Annotated in this window: 20 protein-coding genes; 10 read left to right on the top strand and 10 right to left on the bottom strand. The window is 68.7% G+C overall.

Annotation, left to right across the window (positions count from 1 at the left end; all coding sequences use genetic code 11):
* Positions 1-48 precede the first annotated feature (48 nt).
* The 6 genes from ACVWZN_RS13315 (at position 49) to hemB (ending at position 6,420) form a co-directional block, all read left to right on the top strand.
* The gene (locus ACVWZN_RS13315) at positions 49-1,467 is read left to right on the top strand and encodes an OprO/OprP family phosphate-selective porin (protein WP_456954239.1); all 1,419 of its coding nucleotides are present in this window, start codon (positions 49-51) and stop codon (positions 1,465-1,467) included.
* 17 nt (positions 1,468-1,484) lie between these two features.
* Positions 1,485-2,486: a sulfate ABC transporter substrate-binding protein gene (locus ACVWZN_RS13310; RefSeq protein WP_456954238.1), complete on the top strand. Its 1,002-nt coding sequence runs from the start codon at positions 1,485-1,487 to the stop codon at positions 2,484-2,486.
* Between the two features lie 17 nt (positions 2,487-2,503).
* Complete coding sequence (gene cysT / locus ACVWZN_RS13305; protein ID WP_456954772.1) at positions 2,504-3,364, top strand: sulfate ABC transporter permease subunit CysT; 861 nt, start codon at positions 2,504-2,506, stop codon at positions 3,362-3,364.
* Positions 3,365-3,392: 28 nt separating this feature from the next.
* Positions 3,393-4,205 (top strand): sulfate ABC transporter permease subunit CysW, encoded by an 813-nt coding sequence (gene cysW, locus ACVWZN_RS13300; RefSeq protein ID WP_456954771.1) that lies wholly within the window; start codon positions 3,393-3,395, stop codon positions 4,203-4,205.
* Complete coding sequence (locus ACVWZN_RS13295) at positions 4,168-5,268, top strand: sulfate/molybdate ABC transporter ATP-binding protein (RefSeq protein ID WP_456954237.1); 1,101 nt, start codon at positions 4,168-4,170, stop codon at positions 5,266-5,268. The genes cysW and ACVWZN_RS13295 overlap by 38 nt, the downstream gene beginning before the upstream one ends.
* Positions 5,269-5,427: 159 nt before the next feature.
* Positions 5,428-6,420 carry a porphobilinogen synthase gene (hemB, locus tag ACVWZN_RS13290; protein WP_456954236.1) on the top strand — a complete coding sequence of 331 codons (993 nt, stop codon included), beginning with the start codon at positions 5,428-5,430 and terminating at the stop codon, positions 6,418-6,420.
* On the opposite strand, the gene ACVWZN_RS13285 is transcribed toward hemB, so the two are convergent.
* On the bottom strand, positions 6,378-7,259 hold the full coding sequence (locus ACVWZN_RS13285) for a TolB family protein (protein WP_456954770.1): 882 nt from the start codon (positions 7,257-7,259) through the stop codon (positions 6,378-6,380). The genes hemB and ACVWZN_RS13285 overlap by 43 nt on opposite strands.
* A gap of 88 nt (positions 7,260-7,347) precedes the next feature.
* On the opposite strand from ACVWZN_RS13285, the gene aroE reads away from it, so the two are divergent.
* Complete coding sequence (gene aroE, locus ACVWZN_RS13280; RefSeq protein WP_456954235.1) at positions 7,348-8,196, top strand: shikimate dehydrogenase; 849 nt, start codon at positions 7,348-7,350, stop codon at positions 8,194-8,196.
* Positions 8,193-8,462 (top strand): YkgJ family cysteine cluster protein, encoded by a 270-nt coding sequence (locus ACVWZN_RS13275; protein WP_456954234.1) that lies wholly within the window; start codon positions 8,193-8,195, stop codon positions 8,460-8,462. The genes aroE and ACVWZN_RS13275 overlap by 4 nt, the downstream gene beginning before the upstream one ends.
* On the opposite strand, the gene ACVWZN_RS13270 is transcribed toward ACVWZN_RS13275, so the two are convergent.
* Positions 8,453-8,914: a DUF3465 domain-containing protein gene (locus tag ACVWZN_RS13270; RefSeq protein WP_456954233.1), complete on the bottom strand. Its 462-nt coding sequence runs from the start codon at positions 8,912-8,914 to the stop codon at positions 8,453-8,455. The two genes, ACVWZN_RS13275 and ACVWZN_RS13270, sit on opposite strands and share 10 nt — an antisense overlap.
* A gap of 185 nt (positions 8,915-9,099) precedes the next feature.
* Between ACVWZN_RS13270 and ACVWZN_RS13265 the strand changes: the two genes are divergently transcribed.
* Positions 9,100-9,633 (top strand): hypothetical protein, encoded by a 534-nt coding sequence (locus ACVWZN_RS13265; RefSeq protein WP_456954232.1) that lies wholly within the window; start codon positions 9,100-9,102, stop codon positions 9,631-9,633.
* Positions 9,634-9,683: 50 nt separating this feature from the next.
* Here the strand turns inward: ACVWZN_RS13265 and ACVWZN_RS13260 are convergent, their stop codons facing one another.
* The 8 genes from ACVWZN_RS13260 to ACVWZN_RS13225 are packed head-to-tail and all read right to left on the bottom strand — an operon-like array spanning position 9,684 to position 17,508.
* Complete coding sequence (locus tag ACVWZN_RS13260; protein ID WP_456954769.1) at positions 9,684-10,952, bottom strand: DUF58 domain-containing protein; 1,269 nt, start codon at positions 10,950-10,952, stop codon at positions 9,684-9,686.
* A 56-nt stretch (positions 10,953-11,008) separates the two neighbouring features.
* Positions 11,009-11,989, bottom strand: a complete 981-nt coding sequence (locus ACVWZN_RS13255) for an AAA family ATPase (protein ID WP_456954231.1) — start codon at positions 11,987-11,989, stop codon at positions 11,009-11,011.
* A complete protein-coding gene (locus ACVWZN_RS13250) occupies positions 11,986-13,131 on the bottom strand; it encodes a DUF4350 domain-containing protein (RefSeq protein WP_456954230.1) in 1,146 nt (381 codons plus the stop codon). The genes ACVWZN_RS13255 and ACVWZN_RS13250 overlap by 4 nt, the downstream gene beginning before the upstream one ends.
* A complete protein-coding gene (locus tag ACVWZN_RS13245) occupies positions 13,128-14,654 on the bottom strand; it encodes a DUF4129 domain-containing protein (protein ID WP_456954229.1) in 1,527 nt (508 codons plus the stop codon). The genes ACVWZN_RS13250 and ACVWZN_RS13245 overlap by 4 nt, the downstream gene beginning before the upstream one ends.
* Positions 14,651-15,667, bottom strand: coding sequence for a stage II sporulation protein M (locus ACVWZN_RS13240; RefSeq protein WP_456954228.1), 1,017 nt, complete (start codon positions 15,665-15,667; stop codon positions 14,651-14,653). The genes ACVWZN_RS13245 and ACVWZN_RS13240 overlap by 4 nt, the downstream gene beginning before the upstream one ends.
* Entirely contained in the window at positions 15,664-16,377 is a 714-nt protein-coding gene (locus tag ACVWZN_RS13235) for an RDD family protein (protein ID WP_456954227.1), read from the bottom strand. Before ACVWZN_RS13235 ends, ACVWZN_RS13240 begins: the two co-directional genes overlap by 4 nt.
* On the bottom strand, positions 16,374-16,922 hold the full coding sequence (locus ACVWZN_RS13230; RefSeq protein ID WP_456954226.1) for an RDD family protein: 549 nt from the start codon (positions 16,920-16,922) through the stop codon (positions 16,374-16,376). Before ACVWZN_RS13230 ends, ACVWZN_RS13235 begins: the two co-directional genes overlap by 4 nt.
* Before the next feature lie 49 nt (positions 16,923-16,971).
* Positions 16,972-17,508, bottom strand: coding sequence for a gamma carbonic anhydrase family protein (locus tag ACVWZN_RS13225; protein ID WP_456954225.1), 537 nt, complete (start codon positions 17,506-17,508; stop codon positions 16,972-16,974).
* Positions 17,509-17,551: 43 nt separating this feature from the next.
* Here ACVWZN_RS13225 and ACVWZN_RS13220 point away from each other — a divergent pair, with 43 nt between their 5' ends.
* Positions 17,552-18,946 carry an aldehyde dehydrogenase family protein gene (locus ACVWZN_RS13220; RefSeq protein WP_456954224.1) on the top strand — a complete coding sequence of 465 codons (1,395 nt, stop codon included), beginning with the start codon at positions 17,552-17,554 and terminating at the stop codon, positions 18,944-18,946.
* Positions 18,947-18,949: the final 3 nt, after the last annotated feature.

Below are 18,949 nucleotides of genomic sequence, written 5' to 3'. Positions count from 1 at the left end.
GCCGACCGGACCGCCGGACGCGCGACCACTCATTTCCCGGAGAACCCGATGTCACCACGTCCCACCCTGCTCGCGCTCGCGCTGCTCGCCGCCACCGGCGCCGCGCATGCGCAGGCCGCGCCGCCCACCGTCGAACAGTTGTCCGAACGCCTGCGCGTGCTCGAACAACGGCTCGGCGTGCCGGCCGAGGCCGATGCGTCCGGCCCGTCAGTCGCCGATCTCGACCAACGCCTGAAAGTCATCGAACGCCAGCTCGAGCTGCAGGTCGAGGACAACGCGAACAAGGCGGCCACCGCCTCGACGCTCACCGTCAGCGCGGCCAAGGGCGTTTCGTTCAAGTCGCCGGCCAGCGAAGGCGTCGAAGTGAAGTTGCGTGGGCTGGTGCAGGCCGACGGCCGCGCCTGGATCGACGACCGCGCGCTGCCGCAGAACGACACCTTCCTGCTGCGCCGCGTGCAGCCCATCCTCGAAGGCAGCTTCGGCAAGCTGGTCGGCTTCCGCCTGATGCCGGAATTCGCCGGCGATAGCGCGACGATCGCCGATGCCTACGTCGACCTGAAGTTCGACCCGCGCGCGACGGTGCGCGCCGGCAAGTTCAAGACGCCGATCGGGCTGGAGCGCCTGCAGTCATCGGGCGCGACGACGTTCATGGAGCTCGGCCTACCGTCCGAACTGGCGCCCAACCGCGACTACGGTGTTCAGCTGCAGGGCGAGTTCGGCAACGGGCTAACCTACGCGGCCGGCGCGTTCAACGGCGCGCCCGATGGCCGCGACGCACCGATGTCGAGCAATCCGGATACGCATCTCGAATACGCCGCGCGCGTGTTCTGGGAACCGTTCCGCGACGACGCGAGTGCCGCATCGGGCCTGGGCTTCGGCATCGCCGCGAGCACCGGCGACGTGACCGGCACCGGCGCGAATGCCTTGCCGCGCTACCGCACGCCGGGGCAGGTGCAGTTCTTCGGCTATCGCGCCGCGGTACTGGCTAATGGCGAGCGTCGTCGCTGGTCGCCGCAGGCGTACTGGTACGTCGGCCCGTTCGGGGTGCTCGGCGAATACATCGAGTCGAAGCAGGACGTCCGCGTCGGCGCGACCGCCGCATCGCTGGACAACCGCGCCTGGCAGCTCGCCGCGAGCTGGGTGCTCACCGGCGAGGACGCGTCCTATCGCGGCGTAACGCGCCCTAACCATCCTTTTAACGTCGGCGGCGCAGGCTTCGGTGCAGTGGAACTCGCGGCGCGCATCGGCGCCCTGGAGATAGACGACGACGCCTTCCCGCTGTTCGCCGACTCCGCCGCATCGGCACGCCGCACGCGTGCGTGGACGGTCGGCGTCAACTGGTACCTGACGCAGAACCTCAAGCTCGTCGCCAACTACTCGCAGGCCGACTTCGTCGGCGGTGCGATCGCCGGCGCCGACCGCGAGAGCGAGAAGACCTTCTTCACCCGCGCCCAAGTTTCCTTCTGACCGCAGAGACCTCCCCCATGAAGATCTTGCTCCGCACCGCCGTGCTCGCCGCGGCACTGCTCGCCGGCGCCGCGCACGCGAAAGACCTGCAACTGCTCAACGTCTCCTATGACCCGACACGCGAGTTCTACGCGGACGTCAACACGCGCTTCGCGGCGCAGTGGAAACAACAGACCGGCGAGACGCTCGACATCCGCGCATCGCATGGCGGCTCCGGCAAGCAGGCGCGTTCCGTCATCGACGGCCTCGAAGCCGATGTCGTGACGCTGGCGCTCGCCGGCGACATCGACGCCATCGCTTCGAGCGGCAAGTTGCTGCCGGCGAACTGGCAGACCCGACTGCCGCACAACAGCGCGCCCTACACGTCCACCATCGTGCTGCTGGTACGCAAGGGCAACCCGAAGGGCATCAAGGACTGGGGCGACCTGGTGAAGCCGGGAGTCGCGGTGATCACGCCGAACCCGAAGACCTCGGGCGGCGCGCGCTGGAATTACCTCGCCGCTTGGACGTACGCGTCGCAGCAGTTGCGCGACGGCGACAAGGTCGTCGACTGGATGGGCAAGCTATTCAAGAACGTGCCGGTGCTCGACTCCGGCGCGCGCGGCGCGACGACGACGTTTGTCGAACGCGGCATCGGGGACGTGCTGATCGCATGGGAGAACGAAGCACTACTGACGCTCGCGCAGCCGGGCAATGCCGGCAAGTACGAGATCGTTGTGCCGTCGGTGTCGATCCTCGCCGAGCCGCCGGTGGCGTGGGTCGACAAGAACGTCGCCAAGCACGGCACGCGCAGGCAGGCGGAGGCCTATCTGCGCTTCCTCTACTCGCCGGAAGGCCAGCAGCTCGCGGCCAAGCACTTCTTCCGTCCGATCGATAACACCGGCGTTGCAGCCGCGGATCTCGCGCGCTTTCCGAAGGTGAAGCTCGTCACCATCGACGGCGCGTTCGGCGGCTGGAAGAAGGCGCAGGCGCAGCACTTCGCCGACGGCGGCTTCTTCGACCGCATCTACCGCCCGTGACGTCAGCGGCGACCGCGATCGAAGGCCCGACGCCGCGCACGCCTCGACGTGCGCGGCGCTCGCCGTTGCCCGGCTTCGGCCTGAGCCTCGGGCTCGGCATGGCGTGGCTGGGCGCGGTCGTGTTGCTGCCCTTGCTCGCGCTCGCCGTGCGCGCGGCGGGTCTCGGTGCGGATGGCTGGCTGCGGGCGATCCGCGATGAGCGCGTGCAGCACGCATTGACGCTCAGCTTCGGTGCGTCGTTCGTTGCGGCAGTGATCGCATCGCTCGCCGGCGTGCTCATCGCGTGGGTGCTGGTGCGTTATCGCTTTCCCGCGCGACGCCTGCTGGACGCGCTGGTCGACCTGCCATTCGCATTGCCAACCGCGGTCGCCGGCATCGCGCTCACCGCGATCTATTCGCCGAAAGGCTGGGTCGGTCAGTACGCGGAATCGCTGGGATGGAAGATCGCGTACACGCCGATCGGCATCGTGATCGCGCTCGTCTTCATCGGTCTCCCCTTCGCCGTGCGCACGGTGCAACCGGTGCTGGAGACGCTGGGTCGCGAGCAGGAGGAAGCCGCGGCGTCGTTGGGTGCGTCGCGCTTCACGACATGGCGTCGCGTGGTACTGCCGGAAGTGTTGCCCGCCGCGCTGACCGGTTTTTCGCTCGCATTCGCGCGCGCACTCGGCGAGTACGGCTCTGTGATCTTCATCGCCGGAAACCTTCCGTACAAGACCGAGATCGCGCCGCTCCTGATCACCATCCGCCTCGAGGAATACGACTACAACGGCGCCATCGCGATCGCTGCGCTGCTGCTGGTCGCGTCGTTCGTCTGCCTGCTCGCGATCAATGCGATTCCATCGCTGTTCGCACATTCGAAGGAGCGACGTCGTGGCTGAGCGTCATCCGCTCGATGCGCCGGCGTGGATGCGCTGGCCGCTGATCGTGCTGGCCTTCGTGTTGATGGCCGCACTGGTGGTGTTGCCGCTCGCGATGGTGCTGGGCGCGGCGTTCGGTCAGGGCTTTCGCACGTGGTGGGAGGCGCTTGCAACGGAAGACGCCATCGCCGCGCTGAAGCTCACGCTGTTCACCGCGGGCATCGCGGTGCCGCTCAATGCCTTCTTCGGCCTGCTGCTCGCATGGGCGGTGACGCGCTTCGAGTTTCGCGGCAAGCGCCTGCTGCTCGCATTGATCGACCTGCCGTTCGCGGTGTCGCCGGTAGTCGCCGGCCTGTGCCTGGTGCTGCTGTTCGGCTCGCACGGATGGTTCGCGTCCTTCCTCGAAGCGCACGACCTCAAGATCCTGTTCGCGCGACCCGGCATCGTGCTGGCGACGATCTTCATCACCTTTCCCTTCGTCGCACGCGAACTCATTCCGCTGATGCAGCAGCAAGGTGCCGACGAGGAACTCGCCGCGCGTTCGCTCGGTGCCGGTGCGTGGACGATGTTCCGTCGCGTGACGCTGCCCAACATCAAATGGGGCCTGCTCTACGGCGTGCTGCTGTGCGCGGCGCGTGCGATGGGCGAGTTCGGCGCGGTGTCCGTCGTCTCGGGCCACATCCGCGGGCTCACCAACACGCTGCCGCTGCACATCGAGATCCTCTACAACGAGTTCGACAGCACCGCCGCGTTCGCTGCCGCGTCACTGCTCGCGGGCCTCGCCCTCGTCACGCTCATCCTGAAATTCTGGCTGGAGTCCCGCCATGGCGACGCCCTCGCTCGCCCTTCCATTCGCCACTGAGTTCGCGCCCGTCGTGACCACCGCCCGCGCCACCGGAACGCGCCTGACCGTGCGCGGCCTCACCAAGCACTACGAAGGACTCGCCGCGCTGGACGCGGTCGATCTCGACGTCGGTGCGGGTGAACTCGTCGCGTTGCTCGGGCCGTCGGGTTCGGGCAAGACCACGCTGCTTCGCGTCATTGCAGGCCTTCTCGCGCCCGATGCGGGCCGCGTGCAGTTCGACGACAGCGATGCCACCCAACTCTCGCTGCGCGAACGCGGCGTGGGCTTCGTGTTCCAGCATTACGCGCTGTTCCGGCACATGACCGTCGCCGAGAACATCGCCTTCGGCCTGCGCAGCCGCCCGCGTGCGCGTCGACCTGCGAAAGCCGAGATCACACGACGCGTGCAGGAACTGCTCGCGCTGGTGCAGCTGCCCGAACACGGCGGCCGCTATCCGGAACAACTCTCGGGTGGACAGAAGCAACGCATCGCGCTCGCGCGTGCGCTCGCTATCGAACCGCGCGTGCTGTTGCTCGACGAGCCTTTTGGTGCACTGGACGCGAAGGTGCGTGTCGAGCTGCGTCGGTGGCTGCGCCGACTGCACGAGCAAACCGGGCAGACCACACTGTTCGTCACCCACGACCAGGAAGAAGCGCTGGAACTCGCCGACCGCGTAGTGTTGTTGCGCGACGGCCGCATCGAGCAGATCGGTACGCCGGCGGAGATCTACGAGTCGCCTGCGTCGGCATTCGCGTTCGACTTCATCGGCCGCGCGTCGTCGATCGACGGCGAGGTTCGCGACGGCCGCTTCGTTGGCGGGGACGGGTTCGCGCTCGTGACGGACAGCGTTTCCGGTCCATCACGGCTGTACATGCGGCCGCACGACATGGCGCTGGCGGACGCGGGCCTTGCCGGTCGCGTCGTCGACGTGCGGCGTTTGGCCGGCACCACGACGCTGGAGATCGAACTCGCGCGTGGCGGGCTAGTCGAAGTCGATGTCGATCGCACGGCCGCCACGCCGGGGCGCGGCGACACAGTGCATCTGCAGCCGCGGCGCTATCGCGTGTTTCCGCAGCCCTAGTCGGCAGCCGCAACACGAGCAGGGACCCACGTCTCTTCGTCGGGTCGACGCACACAGGGGCCCGTCCCTGCACGCGTCCACCGAACACTGCCCACTCGCCCCTGACCCGGCGGCCGTGGCGTCGAGGCGACAGCGGCCGGCGGGAGTAAACTTTTCGCCATGAGCTATCCCTACGTGCGCCCGCGGCGGATGCGCCGCGACGAGTTCTCGCGTCGCCTGATGCGCGAGACGGTCCTGACCGCGAACGACCTGATCTATCCCGTCTTCGTCCACGAACTCGCCGGCCGCGCGCCGATCGCGTCCATGCCCGGCATCGAGCGGCTGTCGGTCGACGAGCTGCTGCGTGTCGCCGAGCAGGCCGCCGAGCTGCGCGTGCCGGCGCTCGCCCTGTTCCCGGTCACCGCGCCCGAAGCGAAGTCGCTCGACGCCGCTGCCGCGTGGGACGACGAAGGCCTCGTGCAGCGCGCGGTGTTCGCGCTCAAGTCGCGCTTCCCCGAACTCGGCGTGATCACCGACGTCGCGCTCGATCCGTACACCTCGCACGGGCAGGACGGGCTGATCGACGAGAACGGCTACGTGCTCAACGACGAAACCGTCGATGCACTGGTCAAGCAGGCGCTTTCGCATGCGCGTGCTGGTGCCGACATCGTCGCGCCCAGTGACATGATGGACGGCCGCATCGGCGAGATCCGCGCCGCGCTGGAGATGGACGACCACATCCACACGCGCATCCTCGCCTACAGCGCCAAGTACGCGAGTGCGTTCTACGGCCCGTTCCGCGATGCGGTGGGTAGCGCGACCGCGCTCGGCAAGGCGGACAAGAAGACGTACCAGATGGACCCGGGCAATTCCGACGAAGCCCTGCGCGAGGTCTCGCTCGACCTCGCCGAAGGCGCCGACATGATCATGATCAAGCCGGGCCTGCCGTATCTCGACATCGTGCGCCGGGTGAAGGACGAATTCGGCGCGCCGACCTTCGTCTACCAGGTCAGCGGCGAGTTCGCGATGCTCAAGGCCGCGTCGATCAATGGCTGGCTCGACGAGCGCAAGGTCGCGCTCGAAGCGCTCACTTCGATCAAGCGCGCGGGCGCCGACGGTGTGCTGACCTACTACGCCCTGGACGCCGCGCGCTGGTTGCGCGAGGACGGTTGAGCGCCGCAGGTGCCGTCGCCCTTCAGCGCCGGCACCAGGATGCGGTAGATGTCGAGTTTGCCGGCCTTGGGTGACGGCGCCGCGCCGCTCACCAGCATCTCGTTCGGCTTGTTCCAGTCGATGGACGGACCAAGCGTCCACGCATCTTCGGTATTGAACGCGAGCGCCAGCGGAGCGACGTCGCCGTAGCTCTTGGCGTGGCAAGTCGCGGTGTACAGGCGGATCGGTTTCGATTCCACATCATCCGAGCGTGCGAATACCACTGCATCGCCATCGCCGATCCACATCGCATCGAATTCGTCGACGTCGGTATTGATGCCGGGCACGGGTTTCGCGTCGGCGAATGCGGTGCCGTTCCAGGTCGCGACGAACAGGTCGTGGCGACGTGCGCCCTTGACGCCATCGCTCGCGAACAACAGCCCCGTGCCGTCGCGGCTCGGCGTCGGTGCCCATTCGTCGCCGCGCGTGTTCACGCCCGGGCCGAGGTTCTCTGCGGTACCGATCGCGCCGTCGGCGGCGACCGGCGCGCGATAGAGATCATCGCCGCCCTGCCCGCCGTCGCGGTTGGAGAAGAAGTACAGCCAGCGGCCGTCGCCACTGAACATGGGGTCGAATTCTTTCGCGGGCGTGTCGAGTTCAAGCGGCCGCGGCTGCTGCCAGCGGCCGTCGATGCGCGTCGCGCGCCAGAGATCCCAGCCGCCCGGTCCGCCCACACGGTCCGGGCTTCCCCAGACGATGGTCGTGCCGTCAGGGCTGATCGTCGCGCGGACCTCGCTGTCGCGCGTGGAGACCACGCCGACGCCTTCCATGCCCCACGGCGCGAACGCGGTGCACGGCATCGCGACCAGCAGCGCGGCGAAAACGGCGAGGACGCCGCGGGAACGGTGGTGTACGGTGCGCACGCGTGGAATCCGGCAGCGAGGACCGATGCACCGTAACCGATTCGCCGTGTTCGGCCACCCTGTCGCGCATTCGCGTTCGCCCTACATCCATGCGGCGTTCGCGGCGCAGTGCGGTGTCGAACTCGACTACGCGCGCATCGATGCTGCGCCGGATGATTTCGCTGCCGCATTGCAGCGGTTTGCTGACGACGGCGGCCGCGGTGCGAACGTGACGCTTCCGCACAAGGTCGCGGCATTCAACCTGTGCGCGACACGCAGCGATCGCGCTGAGCGCGCGGGTGCGGTGAATACGCTTGTGCGTGTCGACGATGCCGATGGCGCCGCGTGTTGGCATGGCGACAACACCGACGGTATCGGGCTGGTGCGTGATCTGCGCGATCGTCATGGCGTTGTGCTCGATGGCGCGAATGTTCTGTTGATCGGTGCGGGTGGCGCGGCAGCCGGTGTTGCACCTGCGTTGCTCGATGCGGGTATTGCGGCGCTCGTCATGACGAACCGATCGGCCGAGCGTCTTGCGGCATTCGGCGCGCGACTGGACGACCCGCGCGTGCAGCTGCGCTCATGGAACGAAGTGCGCGACGAAACCGGCGTCGACATCGTCATCAACACCACCTCGGCGGCACGCAGCGACGCATCGATCGACTGGCCATTGCCACGCGACTTCGCAAGCAACTGGACGGCCGTCGACCTCGGCTACGGCGATACCGCGCGCGCATTCCTCGACGCGGCCACGCAGCGCAGCGCGACGACACGCATCGACGGTCTCGGCATGCTCGTCGAACAGGCCGCCGAAAGCTTCCGCTTGTGGCACGGCGTAATGCCGGACACCGCGCCCGTGTACGCCGCGCTGCGCGAAGGCCGCGACCCGCGATGAACGCGTTCGCCTGTCGCGCCGGTTGCGCGGCCTGCTGCATCGCGCCGTCGATCAGCTCGCCAATCCCCGGCATGCCGAACGGCAAGCCTGCGGGCGTGCCCTGCGTGCAACTCGACGACCAATTGCGATGCCGCCTGTTCGGCGATCCGCGGCGCCCCGCCGTCTGCGTATCGCTGCGTCCGTCGCCGTCGATGTGCGGCGTCGACCGTGACGAGGCATTGCACGCGCTCACGCAACTCGAAGCCGCGACCGCGCCTCAGTCGTAGGTGCGGCCGCGCCAGCGCAGCCAGCCGCCGGGATGCGTGCCGTGCGGATCGCGATGCGTCCAGTGCAGCGTGCCGCCCTTGGGGTTCCAGATGTATTCGCCACGGAAGCTGATGTCGTCGCCTGCGGCGATGCCATCCAGCCGCGGGGACAGGTCGATGTTGTGCGCCACCAGCACGGTGGTGCCGTCATCGAGCGCGATCAGAAAGCGCTGGTGCGGGCTGCCTTCGCGGTCGTCCGGCAGCACGCGGCCCACGCGCCCGTGGCCGTCCACCTGGGCGGCCTGCGCATGGGCGCGCACCGCGGCCACGATGGATCCGTTCTCAGGACGTGCCGCGCCTGCATCGAGCGCTCTCGACGGCGTCGATGCTTCACGTGCCTCGGGCTCGCACCCGGCGAGCCCGGCGGTGACGCCCGCGAGCAGCAGCGTGACGACGGTCGCAGGTCGGCGCATCGTAATCTCCGCGGGGATGCTGGAATGCGCCGGACGAGCCCGGCATGCGACGCATCGTGCCATTGTCCACCGCATACCGTTCACACAACGGGGGCGACAATGCGCGCCGGTCGCTCCATGCCGGCGACGCGCTTACAGGGGACCCGGCCTTGATCGGCCGCCATCGCCTTGCCCCGAGGAAATGCATGTCCGTCCGACCCGATCATCTGCACGCCGTAAACCCGCTGGACCGCGTGATCGACATCGATCCGTCCTGGCTCGACTTCGGCTCGGACGATCCGCTCGAGGCGGCGCGCTGGATCAACCCGTGTGCGGTCTGCAGCGAGGAGCCGCCGCTGGAGTTCAACGGCGAGCGCTGGCAAGTGCTGTGCAGCTGCGGCCAGTGCGGCACGCCGGGCCAGCTCGCGGCGATCGCCGCGGTGAACTGGAACAAGTCGCCGCTGTCGAAGCACCCGCATTACGAAACCCTGCCGTTCTTCGCGCTCGAAGGCCTGTCGGTGCCGCGTGCACGCGAGAAGCTCATCCGCATCCGCGAGTACCTCGAAGAGCAGAAGCGCCGCTGCGAGCGTCGTGTGCGTGCACGCGAGCCGTTCGGGCATCGCTACTTCCAGCGCATCCGCGCGTATCTGGCGTGGGCAATCTATGCCCAGGGCCTGGTGCGCGAAGCGGAGAACGCGCTGTTCGACGACGTTGCCGAGAACGCACCGCGCGTTGCTTGATCGGACGCTGCGTCGACGTGCACGCCTGACCTTCCGCGTGTAACCGCGCGTTACAGCAAGCCGTCGCGTTTCACCGAAAGATATTTCTCGACCAGTGCGGCCGGCAGCTGCGCGCAGGTCACGTCCAGCACCAACACGCCGTGGCTGCGCAGCGCGTCGTGCGCTTCGGCGCGGCGAGCGAGGTACTGCGCAGTGGCACCGGCGGTGAGCGCGCCCTGCAGGTCGGTGACGTCGGCGCTCAGTGCAGTGTCGAGTGCGGCTTCGCGCAGGCTGGCAATACACACCAAGTGGCGACGACGCAGCAGCTGCACCGCGGCGAGCACGTCGTCCATGTCCTCGTCGCGCAGGTTGGTGACCATCATCACCAGCGAGCGCCGACGCTGGCGCAGCGCGATCTCGGTGGCCGCAGCGAGGAAGTCGGTGGCGACCGGACGCGGCTGCAGCGCATAGGTCGCGAGCAACAGGCGATCGATCGCGGTCGGACCGCGCTGCGGCGGCACCCACGCGGCATCGCCACCGCTCGCGAGCAGGCCGACCGCATCGCCCTGTCGCAATGCGAGCCATGCGACCACCAGCGACGCATCGAGCACATGGTCGAAATGGCTCATCGCGTCGTCGCGCGCCATCAGGCGGCGACCGGTGTCGAGCATCAGCACCACCTGCTGGTTGCGTTCGTCCTGGTATTCGCGCGAGATCAACCGGCGCGTGCGCGCGGTCGCCTTCCAGTCGATCTGCCGCATCGAATCGCCGACGCGGTATTCGCGCATCTGGTGGAAGTCCGTGCCTTCGCCGCGACGTCGCTTGAGGTGCGCACCGACCAGCCGCGACGCCTGGTCCGCACTGAACATGGCGAAGCGCGCCAGCGGCGCGAAGTTCGGGAACACACGCACCTTCTGTGGCGTGCCCGCGATGACATCACGACGCAGTAGTCGCCACGGCGAATGCAGGCGCAGCTGCACGCCGTCGAACGCGAAGTCACCGCGCACCTGCGGCGTCAGGTGATACGCGATTTCGGTTTCGACACCGCGCTTGAGGTCGACACGGCGTGGCAGGTCGCGCACGTTCCAGTCGCCGGGATGCAGGTCGAATACGTCGGCGCGCAGGTGGCGCGATGCGACCTCGTCGAACAGCAACGTCACCTGCGTTTCGCTGCCGACGGGCCACGTCTCCGGCATCTGCCGGCGCACGCGCGGCGCGCGCAGCAGCATCAGGCGCAGGCCGTCGACCAGCGCGAGCGCGACGATCGCAGCGCCGGCCCACATCCACGCCGCGCGGTCGACGAACGACAGCACGAACGCGACGCCGACCGCCGCCCACATCGCGAGCAGCACGAGCAGCGGCGGCGCGGGACGCGGCCAGCGGGCGCGCGGTTCGCTCACTGGCGCGGCGCTTCCACGCGTGCGAGCAGCGCACGCAGCACGGTGTCGGTCGACTGGCCTTCCAGCTGCAGTTCGGGCGACAGGCCGATGCGGTGGCGCAGCGCCGGCAGCGCGATCTCGCGCACGTCGTCGGGCGTCACGAAGTCGCGTCCCGCCAGCACCGCATGCGCACGCGCGCAACGCACCAGCGCGATCGAACCGCGCGGACCGGCGCCGAGCGCGATGCCCGCCCAGTCGCGCGTGCTCGCGGCGATGCGCACCGCGTAGTCGATGATCGCGTCGTCGACGTGCAGCTGCGCGGTGGCGTCCTGCATGGCGACGATGTCGTCCGGACCGAGCACGCGCGGCACGCTGGACAGGTCGAACGTGCTCGCCGCGCCGCGGCTGACGTCTGCGACCATGCGCACCTCGTCCGCGCGCGACGGGTAGCCGATCAGCACCTTCAGCAGGAAGCGGTCGAGCTGCGCCTCGGGCAACGGATACGTGCCTTCGTGCTCGAGCGGGTTCTGCGTGGCAAGCGCCATGAACGGCGGCGGCAGCTCGAAGCTCTGGCCTTCGATGGTGACCTGGCGCTCGGCCATCGCTTCGAGCAATGCGGCCTGCGTCTTCGCCGGCGCGCGGTTGATCTCGTCGGCCAGCAGCAGGTTGGTGAATACGGGGCCGCGGCGGATCGAGAACGTTTCGGTCTTCGGATCCCACACCGCGTGTCCGCTGATGTCGCTCGGCATCAGGTCCGGCGTGAACTGCACGCGCGCGTGCTGGCAGTCGAGCGCCTGCGCGAGCGCGCGCACCAGCAGCGTCTTGCCGAGGCCGGGCACGCCCTCGATCAACACGTGGCCGCCGGCGAGCAGCGCGAGGAGGATCTGTTCGAGCACCTCGGGCTGGCCGATGAATGCGCCGGACACCGCATCGCGCAGGCGCGTGGCGGCCTCGGCGAGCGCATCGCCGGTGAGCGGTGTGGAAGCGGTGTCGGTCATAGCCGGTTTCTCATGCGGACAAGGGTGGCGATGCGCGCGACGAGTGCTTTCGCATCGCGCGGATCGGGAGGTGTGAGTGAGTCGACGATCTGCGCTTCGGGCACGCCGGTGCGCTCGACGAGGCGGACGGCCTGCACGTGGCCCTGCAGCGCGGCGGCCTGCGGATCGCGGCGTCGCAAACGCGCGTGGAAGGCGTCGAGCAATGCGGCGTAGAGCACGTCGGCCTTGCCGTAGCGCCAGTGGTGCTCACCGCTCGCGGCGACGTGTTCGAGCAGCGAGCGACGCTCGAGCGCGGGCGACGGAATCAACGGGCCGAAGCGACGCATGCGCGCCCACAGCCAGCCTGCGAGCAGCAGCGTCAGCGGCAACCACACGGGCCAGCCGCGGCGCAGCAGCGTCATCCACAGCGACGGAATGTCGGTGCTGTGCACGAGATGCACGACGCCACGGGGATCGCCACCGGCGATGAGCTGGTCGGCGAACGCTGCGTTGGCGCGAGACTTCAGGTGATCGGTAGTGAGGAATTCCAGCGACCCGATGACGTCGACGCTGCCCGCGCCGACGCGAACGCGCGCGAGCACGTCGCCTTCCGCGTCGCCAAGGTGTTGCGAAGTTCCGGCCGGCGCATCGAAACGCCGCGTGCGGCAGAGGTCGAACGGCACCGCGCCTTCGGTGTCGACGCAGCCGCCGACGCCGCGACGCACGCGCACGCCGATGTCGTCCAGCAGCGGCACGTCGACATGCTCGGCGTCGCCGCCGAGATGCGCGTCGCGACGGGTGAACGCGTCGAACGCGGCGTCGGGCTCGGGCAGCGCGACGATGAGATGGCCGCCACGGCGCACCCAGTCGAGCACCGCGCTGCGTGCGGGTGTGGACAGGCTGCGCACGTCGCCGTCGTACAGCACGGTGTCATTCGCGGCGAGGTGCATCGCATCCGGTGCGAGGCGTCGCCATGCATGCACGCGTCGACTGTCCTTCTCCAGTGCGACACGCAGCCCGAACAGCGGATTGCTCGCGGCTTCGCCGGTGCGCGGCATGTCGATCCACTGATCGACGCGCTTGTAGCTGTGCAGCCACCAGGCGCCGACCGCGACGATCGGCCCGGCGCCGAGCACGATCAGCAGGATGTGCAGGCGCTTCATGCGCGCCACCCGAACTGCAGCGCGGCGTCACCGAGCGCGGCGTCGAAGTCGTCCTGCGACGGCAGGCGCTCGGCCCATGCGGCGTACTGCCACAGGCGCACCACGCGCGCGAATGCGCGTCGCGGTGATTCCGGCAGCGCCTGCGATGCGCGCAGGCATTGCGCTTCGGTCGCGCCGGGCGGCAGCACGCGGTCGGTCGACGCGAGCATCGCTTCGACCGCGGCGCGATACAGCAGCGCGAGTGCATCGCGCGAATGGCCGTCATTCCACAGGCGACGCACACTGGCGACGATGTCGCTGGGCAAGGGCTGCGGTTCGGGCGCGGCGGCCTTCTCGACCGGCGCCGCCGTCACGCGCGGATCCGATGCGAGCGTCCTGAGCGTCGGCCACCAGCGATAGAGCAGCCAGCCGATCAGCAGCACCAGCGCAGCGGCCAACGCCCACATCAGGCCTTCGCCCGCGGCGGCGATGAGCTTGCCGATGCCGATCAACCATTCGGGAAGACGGCGCGGGCGCTGGTCCGGTTTATCGGGATGCTTGGGCTTCCACGTCGAGATCTTGCGCTGCGGATGCAGGCGGGGATCCTGGAACGCGCGATCGACCGCCGACTCGAAATGCGACGGGTCGCGATACTGCGCACCGAATGCGCGCTTGAGCGCGCCGGTGTCGTGCACGGGCAGCGGGCACTTCGCCATGCCGCCCTCGGCGGCGAACGACGGGCGCGGCGCGAGCAGCGCGCACATCACGATCAGCGTCGCGCTGCTCGCGGCGAGCAGGCGCGCACGCAGGCGACGGAACGCGATCTCGATGTCCCAGCCTTCGATCTCGGTGCGACGGTTGAGGTACTGGCCGAACCCGCTGCCGACGTAGAACGGCTCGATGATGCAGGTGGCCGCCCACACCAGCGCGTTCTCGATCAGCAGCAGCCACGCCGGCGATTCGCGCAGGTGCTCCCACACATGCACGAATGCGGTCTGCACGTATTCGTTCGGTACGAACAGGAAGGCGAGCAGCGCGAAGCCGAACACCAGCGCGGCTTCGAAGTTCGCGAACACCAGCAGGCATAGCGACGCCACGCCGTACGCCGGCCCGGCCAGCACGCGACGCCGCGCACCCGCCTGCGATGCCGGCCCGCCTTCGAGCACGTCGACCGGCATCAGCAGTGCACGCGCCGGGCTCAGGCGTCGCCACGTGAGGTAACCGAACATCGCGCGTGCGCCGCCACGAAATGCGCCGCGCAACGTCGCACGCGTCGTCGGCACTTCGCCGAACACGGCGCGCGACAGCACGAATAGCGGAATGCGGTCGAACAACGGCTTGAGCCACCACATCACGAACATCGCCAGTGCAGGCCGCCCGATCGCCCATGCACCGGCATTGACGATTGCGAACGCGAACAGCGTGCACACAAGCCACGGACGCCAGATCGCACGCGCGTGACGGCGTACCAGCGCGGTGCCGAGTTCGACGGCTTCCCACAACGAACGCGGGCGCAGCGCAACGGTGAGGTCGTCGATCCTCATGTCGACGGCCCTTCGAGCTCGCCCGGCAGGTAACGTCGCCCACCGCGCCACAGCCACAGTCCGACCAGCGACCACAGCACCGCGGCGACCGAATACTTCACCGCTGCGGGCATCCAGCCGATCGACGACCAGAACGCTTCGAGGAACGCGGCGATCACCAGCATCGCGAGCGCGCCCGCGCTGAGCAGCGCGCCGCGCTTGCCGGCGTCGACCAGTGCATCGATGCGACGCCGCTGCCCCGGCGCGAGAAGACGCAGGCCGATCTGCAGGCCGGCGCCGCCGGCGATCACCACCGCGGTGAGTTCGAACGCGGAATGGCCGCAGACGAAGCGCCAGAACGGGTCACCGCGACCGACCGCCTGCAGATGCCCGGCGACGCCGCCGATCAGCACGCCGTTGGAGATCAGCACGAAGATCGAGCCCACCGCCGCGAGCGCACCACTGGCGAACGTGCGGAACGCGATGGTGACGTTGTTGAAGATGTAGAAGCCGAACATCGCGACGTCCGTGCCGCTGTCGCGACCGAGCTTGCGCGCGGCGTCCGCCGGGTCGTACATGGCCTCGAACTGCGCGAGCTGCTCCGGGGAAAACAGCGCCGACGAGAGATCGGGGTCGAGCTGGATCGCCGCAAACACCAGCACCATCGGCACGTACAGCAGTGCGGCGGCGGCGAGCATGCATGCGAGTTCCTCGCGCACCAGGCGCGGGAAGCCGGCGAGGAAGAACGCGGCGATACGATGCCAGCGCGGCGGCGGCGTGCGGTAAAGCACCGCATGGCCGCGCTGCATCAGCTGCTGCAGGCGACCGGTGACCTGCGCGCTGTAGCCGCGTCGCGAGGCCAGCGCGAGCTGCTGGGTGATGCGCCGATAGCGCGCGGGAATCTCGCTGTCGTCGATGGCGTTCGCATCGTGCGTGGAACGTGCGCGTCGCGCGCTCTCGCCCCGCGTGTCGAGCCACTGCTCGAACGCATCCCATTCGACGAAATGACGCGCTACGAAGGCATCCTGCTTCATGCGCGACGCCCCAGCAGCCAGGCGGCGATCGCATACAGCGCTTCTGCCGCGTGACCACCACGCGCATTCACCAGGGGCGCAGCAATGTCGGCGAGTTCGTCGCGACGCGCCACGGTAAGCAACGGCGCGCGCTCGGCGAAATCGACGATCGCCGCCTGCTCGACCGGTCGCAGCGACACACGCGGCGGATGCGGTGCAATCGCAGGCGCAGCGTCACCAGTGGCTTCGGGCAACAGATGCACGACCAGCGTGCCGGCGACCATGTCACCCAGGCGCCGCGCAGCGGGATCAGCCAAACAGGTGACGAGACCGAACGCATAGCCGAACGGCAGCATGTCGACCACGCGCAGCAGGTTGCGCGCAAACGACGCACGCCAACCGACCGGCGCACCATCAGCGGCGATCACGCGCAGGCCCAGCGCACGCTTGCCCGGCGAGCGTCCGTCGAACAGCACCTCGCAGAACACCGGGTAGAACCAGTAGAGGACGAACGCGATCACCGCCATCACGCCGGCGCCCGCGCCGCCCAGCAGCCCGAGCACCATCGACAACGCGAACAGCACGGCCATGCGGATCGCAACGTCGATCGCCCACGCCAGCGCGCGCGGCACCGGGCCGGCGACGGGAAGGTGCAGCGCGACGCCTTCCGGCGTCACCACGTCGTGGTGGGTGTCGAGCAGCGCGTTCGCGCCGCGGGCCGGTGACGTCATTGCGCGGGGACGACGATCGTGTCGGCGAGCAGGTCGTGCAGGCAGCGGCGTTCGCGACCGAGCATCCACAAGCCGTCAACGAGCAGCAGCGGAATGCAATAGACGCCGAGCCCGAACGGAAGAACCAGAGCGATCGCCAACGTGCCGAATACGAGCAGCGCGGCCGGAGCGACGGCGCGCCATAGGAAGCTTGAGCTAAGCGAAGGATGGCTGCCGTCGACCTTGACGATGCGGATGCGAAATACCCGCTTCCCCAGCGTCTGCCCACGACGCTCCAGGCCCAGAAGATTCACAGCGAGCAATACGACCATCAGCAACGGCGCGATCATTAGGATCGGTTCGTTCGCATTGCCGCCCCCCGCGATCGACATCGCCACGGGGATGGGAACGAGGGTGACTGCGCCGAAAAAGAGATCGACCAGTGCGGCGGCGAGTCGACGCCACCGGCTCGCAAGCTCAAGGCGCGCGTCAGCACACGGGACGCCTGGCGTCGCGTACGGATTGCGCGCGTCCCCGGCCGATCCCACGGCCCATGACTCGTCCATCGTTTGCATCCCCGAATCCCCGGGTGAACTCTACCGTCCGCGCGCGGGCTCAGCCAGCGCCGAGATAGCGATCCTTGAGCCGCACGTAGTGCTGCGCCGAGTAGTACAGCGCCTCGACTTCGGCATCGCTGAGCACGCGCACCATCTTCGCGGGGTTGCCGAGCCACAACTCGCGCTCGCCGACCACCTTGCCCGGCGGCACCACCGCGCCGGCGCCGACGAAGCCGTGCTTTTTGATCACCGCGCCGTCGAGCACGATCGCGCCCATGCCGATCAGCACCGCGTCTTCGATCGTGCAGGCGTGCACGATCGCCTTGTGGCCGATGGTGACGTCACTGCCGATGCGCGTCGCGAAGCCGCCGAGCTTGGCGTGCGGGCCGTCGTGGCTGACGTGGATCACCGTGCCGTCCTGCACGTTGGTGCGGTCGCCGATGCGGATGAAGTTGACGTCGCCACGGATGACCGTGCCCGGCCACACCGACACGTCGTCACCCAGCACGACGTCGCCGATCACGGTGGCCGCCTCGTCGACGAACGCACGCGCGCCGAGGGTCGGAAGATGTTCGAGATAGGGTCGGATCGCCATGCCGCGATTGTAGGCTGTGGCCTTCCGATGCCGGCCGGTGCGCATGAACACGCTGAATCCCGAACTCGCGGCCACGCATGCACGCCTGCTCGCCGCGTGGCGTGCGAACAAGCCGGGCATCGCGCAGCGCCGCGACGACCTGCATCGTCTGCGCGCCGCATTCCGCGCGCGGCAGTCGACGATGGATGCCGCGATCCAGGCCGACTTCGGCCATCGCTCGATGCACGAGAACCTGATCGCCGAAACGCTGGTCGTGCTCGCCGAGATCGACCACGCGCTCGCGCACCTGTCGCGCTGGACGCGGCCGCGCCGTGCGGCGGTCGGCTGGCGGCTGTGGCCGGCGCGCGCGAAAGTGCGGCCGATGGGCGTCGGCGTGGTCGGCGTCATCGCGCCGTGGAACTACCCGGTGAACCTGGCGCTGGTGCCGTTGGTGAGTGCGATCGCGGCCGGCAATCACGTCTACCTGAAACCGTCCGAACACACGCCGCGCACGAGCGAGTGGTTGCGCGATCTTCTCGCCGCCGTGTTTTCCGACGATCGCGTTGCGGTCGCGCTCGGCGCCGCGGATGTCGGCGGCGCCTTCGCATCGCTGCCGTTCGACCATCTGCTGTTCACCGGCTCGACTGCAGTCGGCCGCAAGGTGATGGCCGCCGCGGCGCCGAATCTCACGCCGGTGACGCTGGAGCTGGGCGGCAAGGCGCCGGCGATCGTCGCGCCCGACTTCGACGTGTCGCTCGCGGCATCGCGCATCGCCACCGGCAAATGGTTCAACGCGGGGCAGACCTGCATCGGCGTGGACTACGCGCTGATCGACCGCGCGCGTCGCGATGCGTTCGTCGAAGCCGTCGTCGCGCAGTTGAAAGCGCGATACGGCGACATGAGCACACCCGACTACACGCGCATCATCAGCGACGCGCAGTTCGCACGCTTGCGCGGTTACATCGACGAAGCGCGCGCGGCCGGCGCGACGGTAATCGCGCCATTCGGCGACGGCGATGCGCCGACGCGACTCCTGCCGCCGGTGCTCGTGCTCGATCCGCCGCCGTCATTGCGGGTGATGCAGGACGAAATCTTCGGCCCTATCCTGCCGATCCTCGCTTACGACTCGCTGGACGACGCGATCGCATGCGTCGCGTCGCTCGAACGACCGCTCGCGATGTATCCCTTCAGCCGATCGCGCGACACCGTGCAGCGCCTGGTCGACGGCACCCTCGCCGGCGGGGTCACCGTCAACGACACGCTGCTGCATTTCGGCGCGCAGGGCCTGCCGTTCGGTGGCATCGGCCCCAGCGGCATGGGCGCGATCCACGGCAAGGCCGGCTTCGACACCTTCAGCAAGCTGCTGCCGATGTTCGAGCAGCGGCGTTTCGCGGTGACCGACCTGTTGCGTCCGCCGTACTCGCGAATCGACCGCGCGGTGCGCTGGCTCGCGCGTTGAGCC

This window comes from Lysobacter sp. HA35 (assembly GCF_054061195.1).
This window is presented reverse-complemented; position numbering and strand designations above follow the sequence as displayed.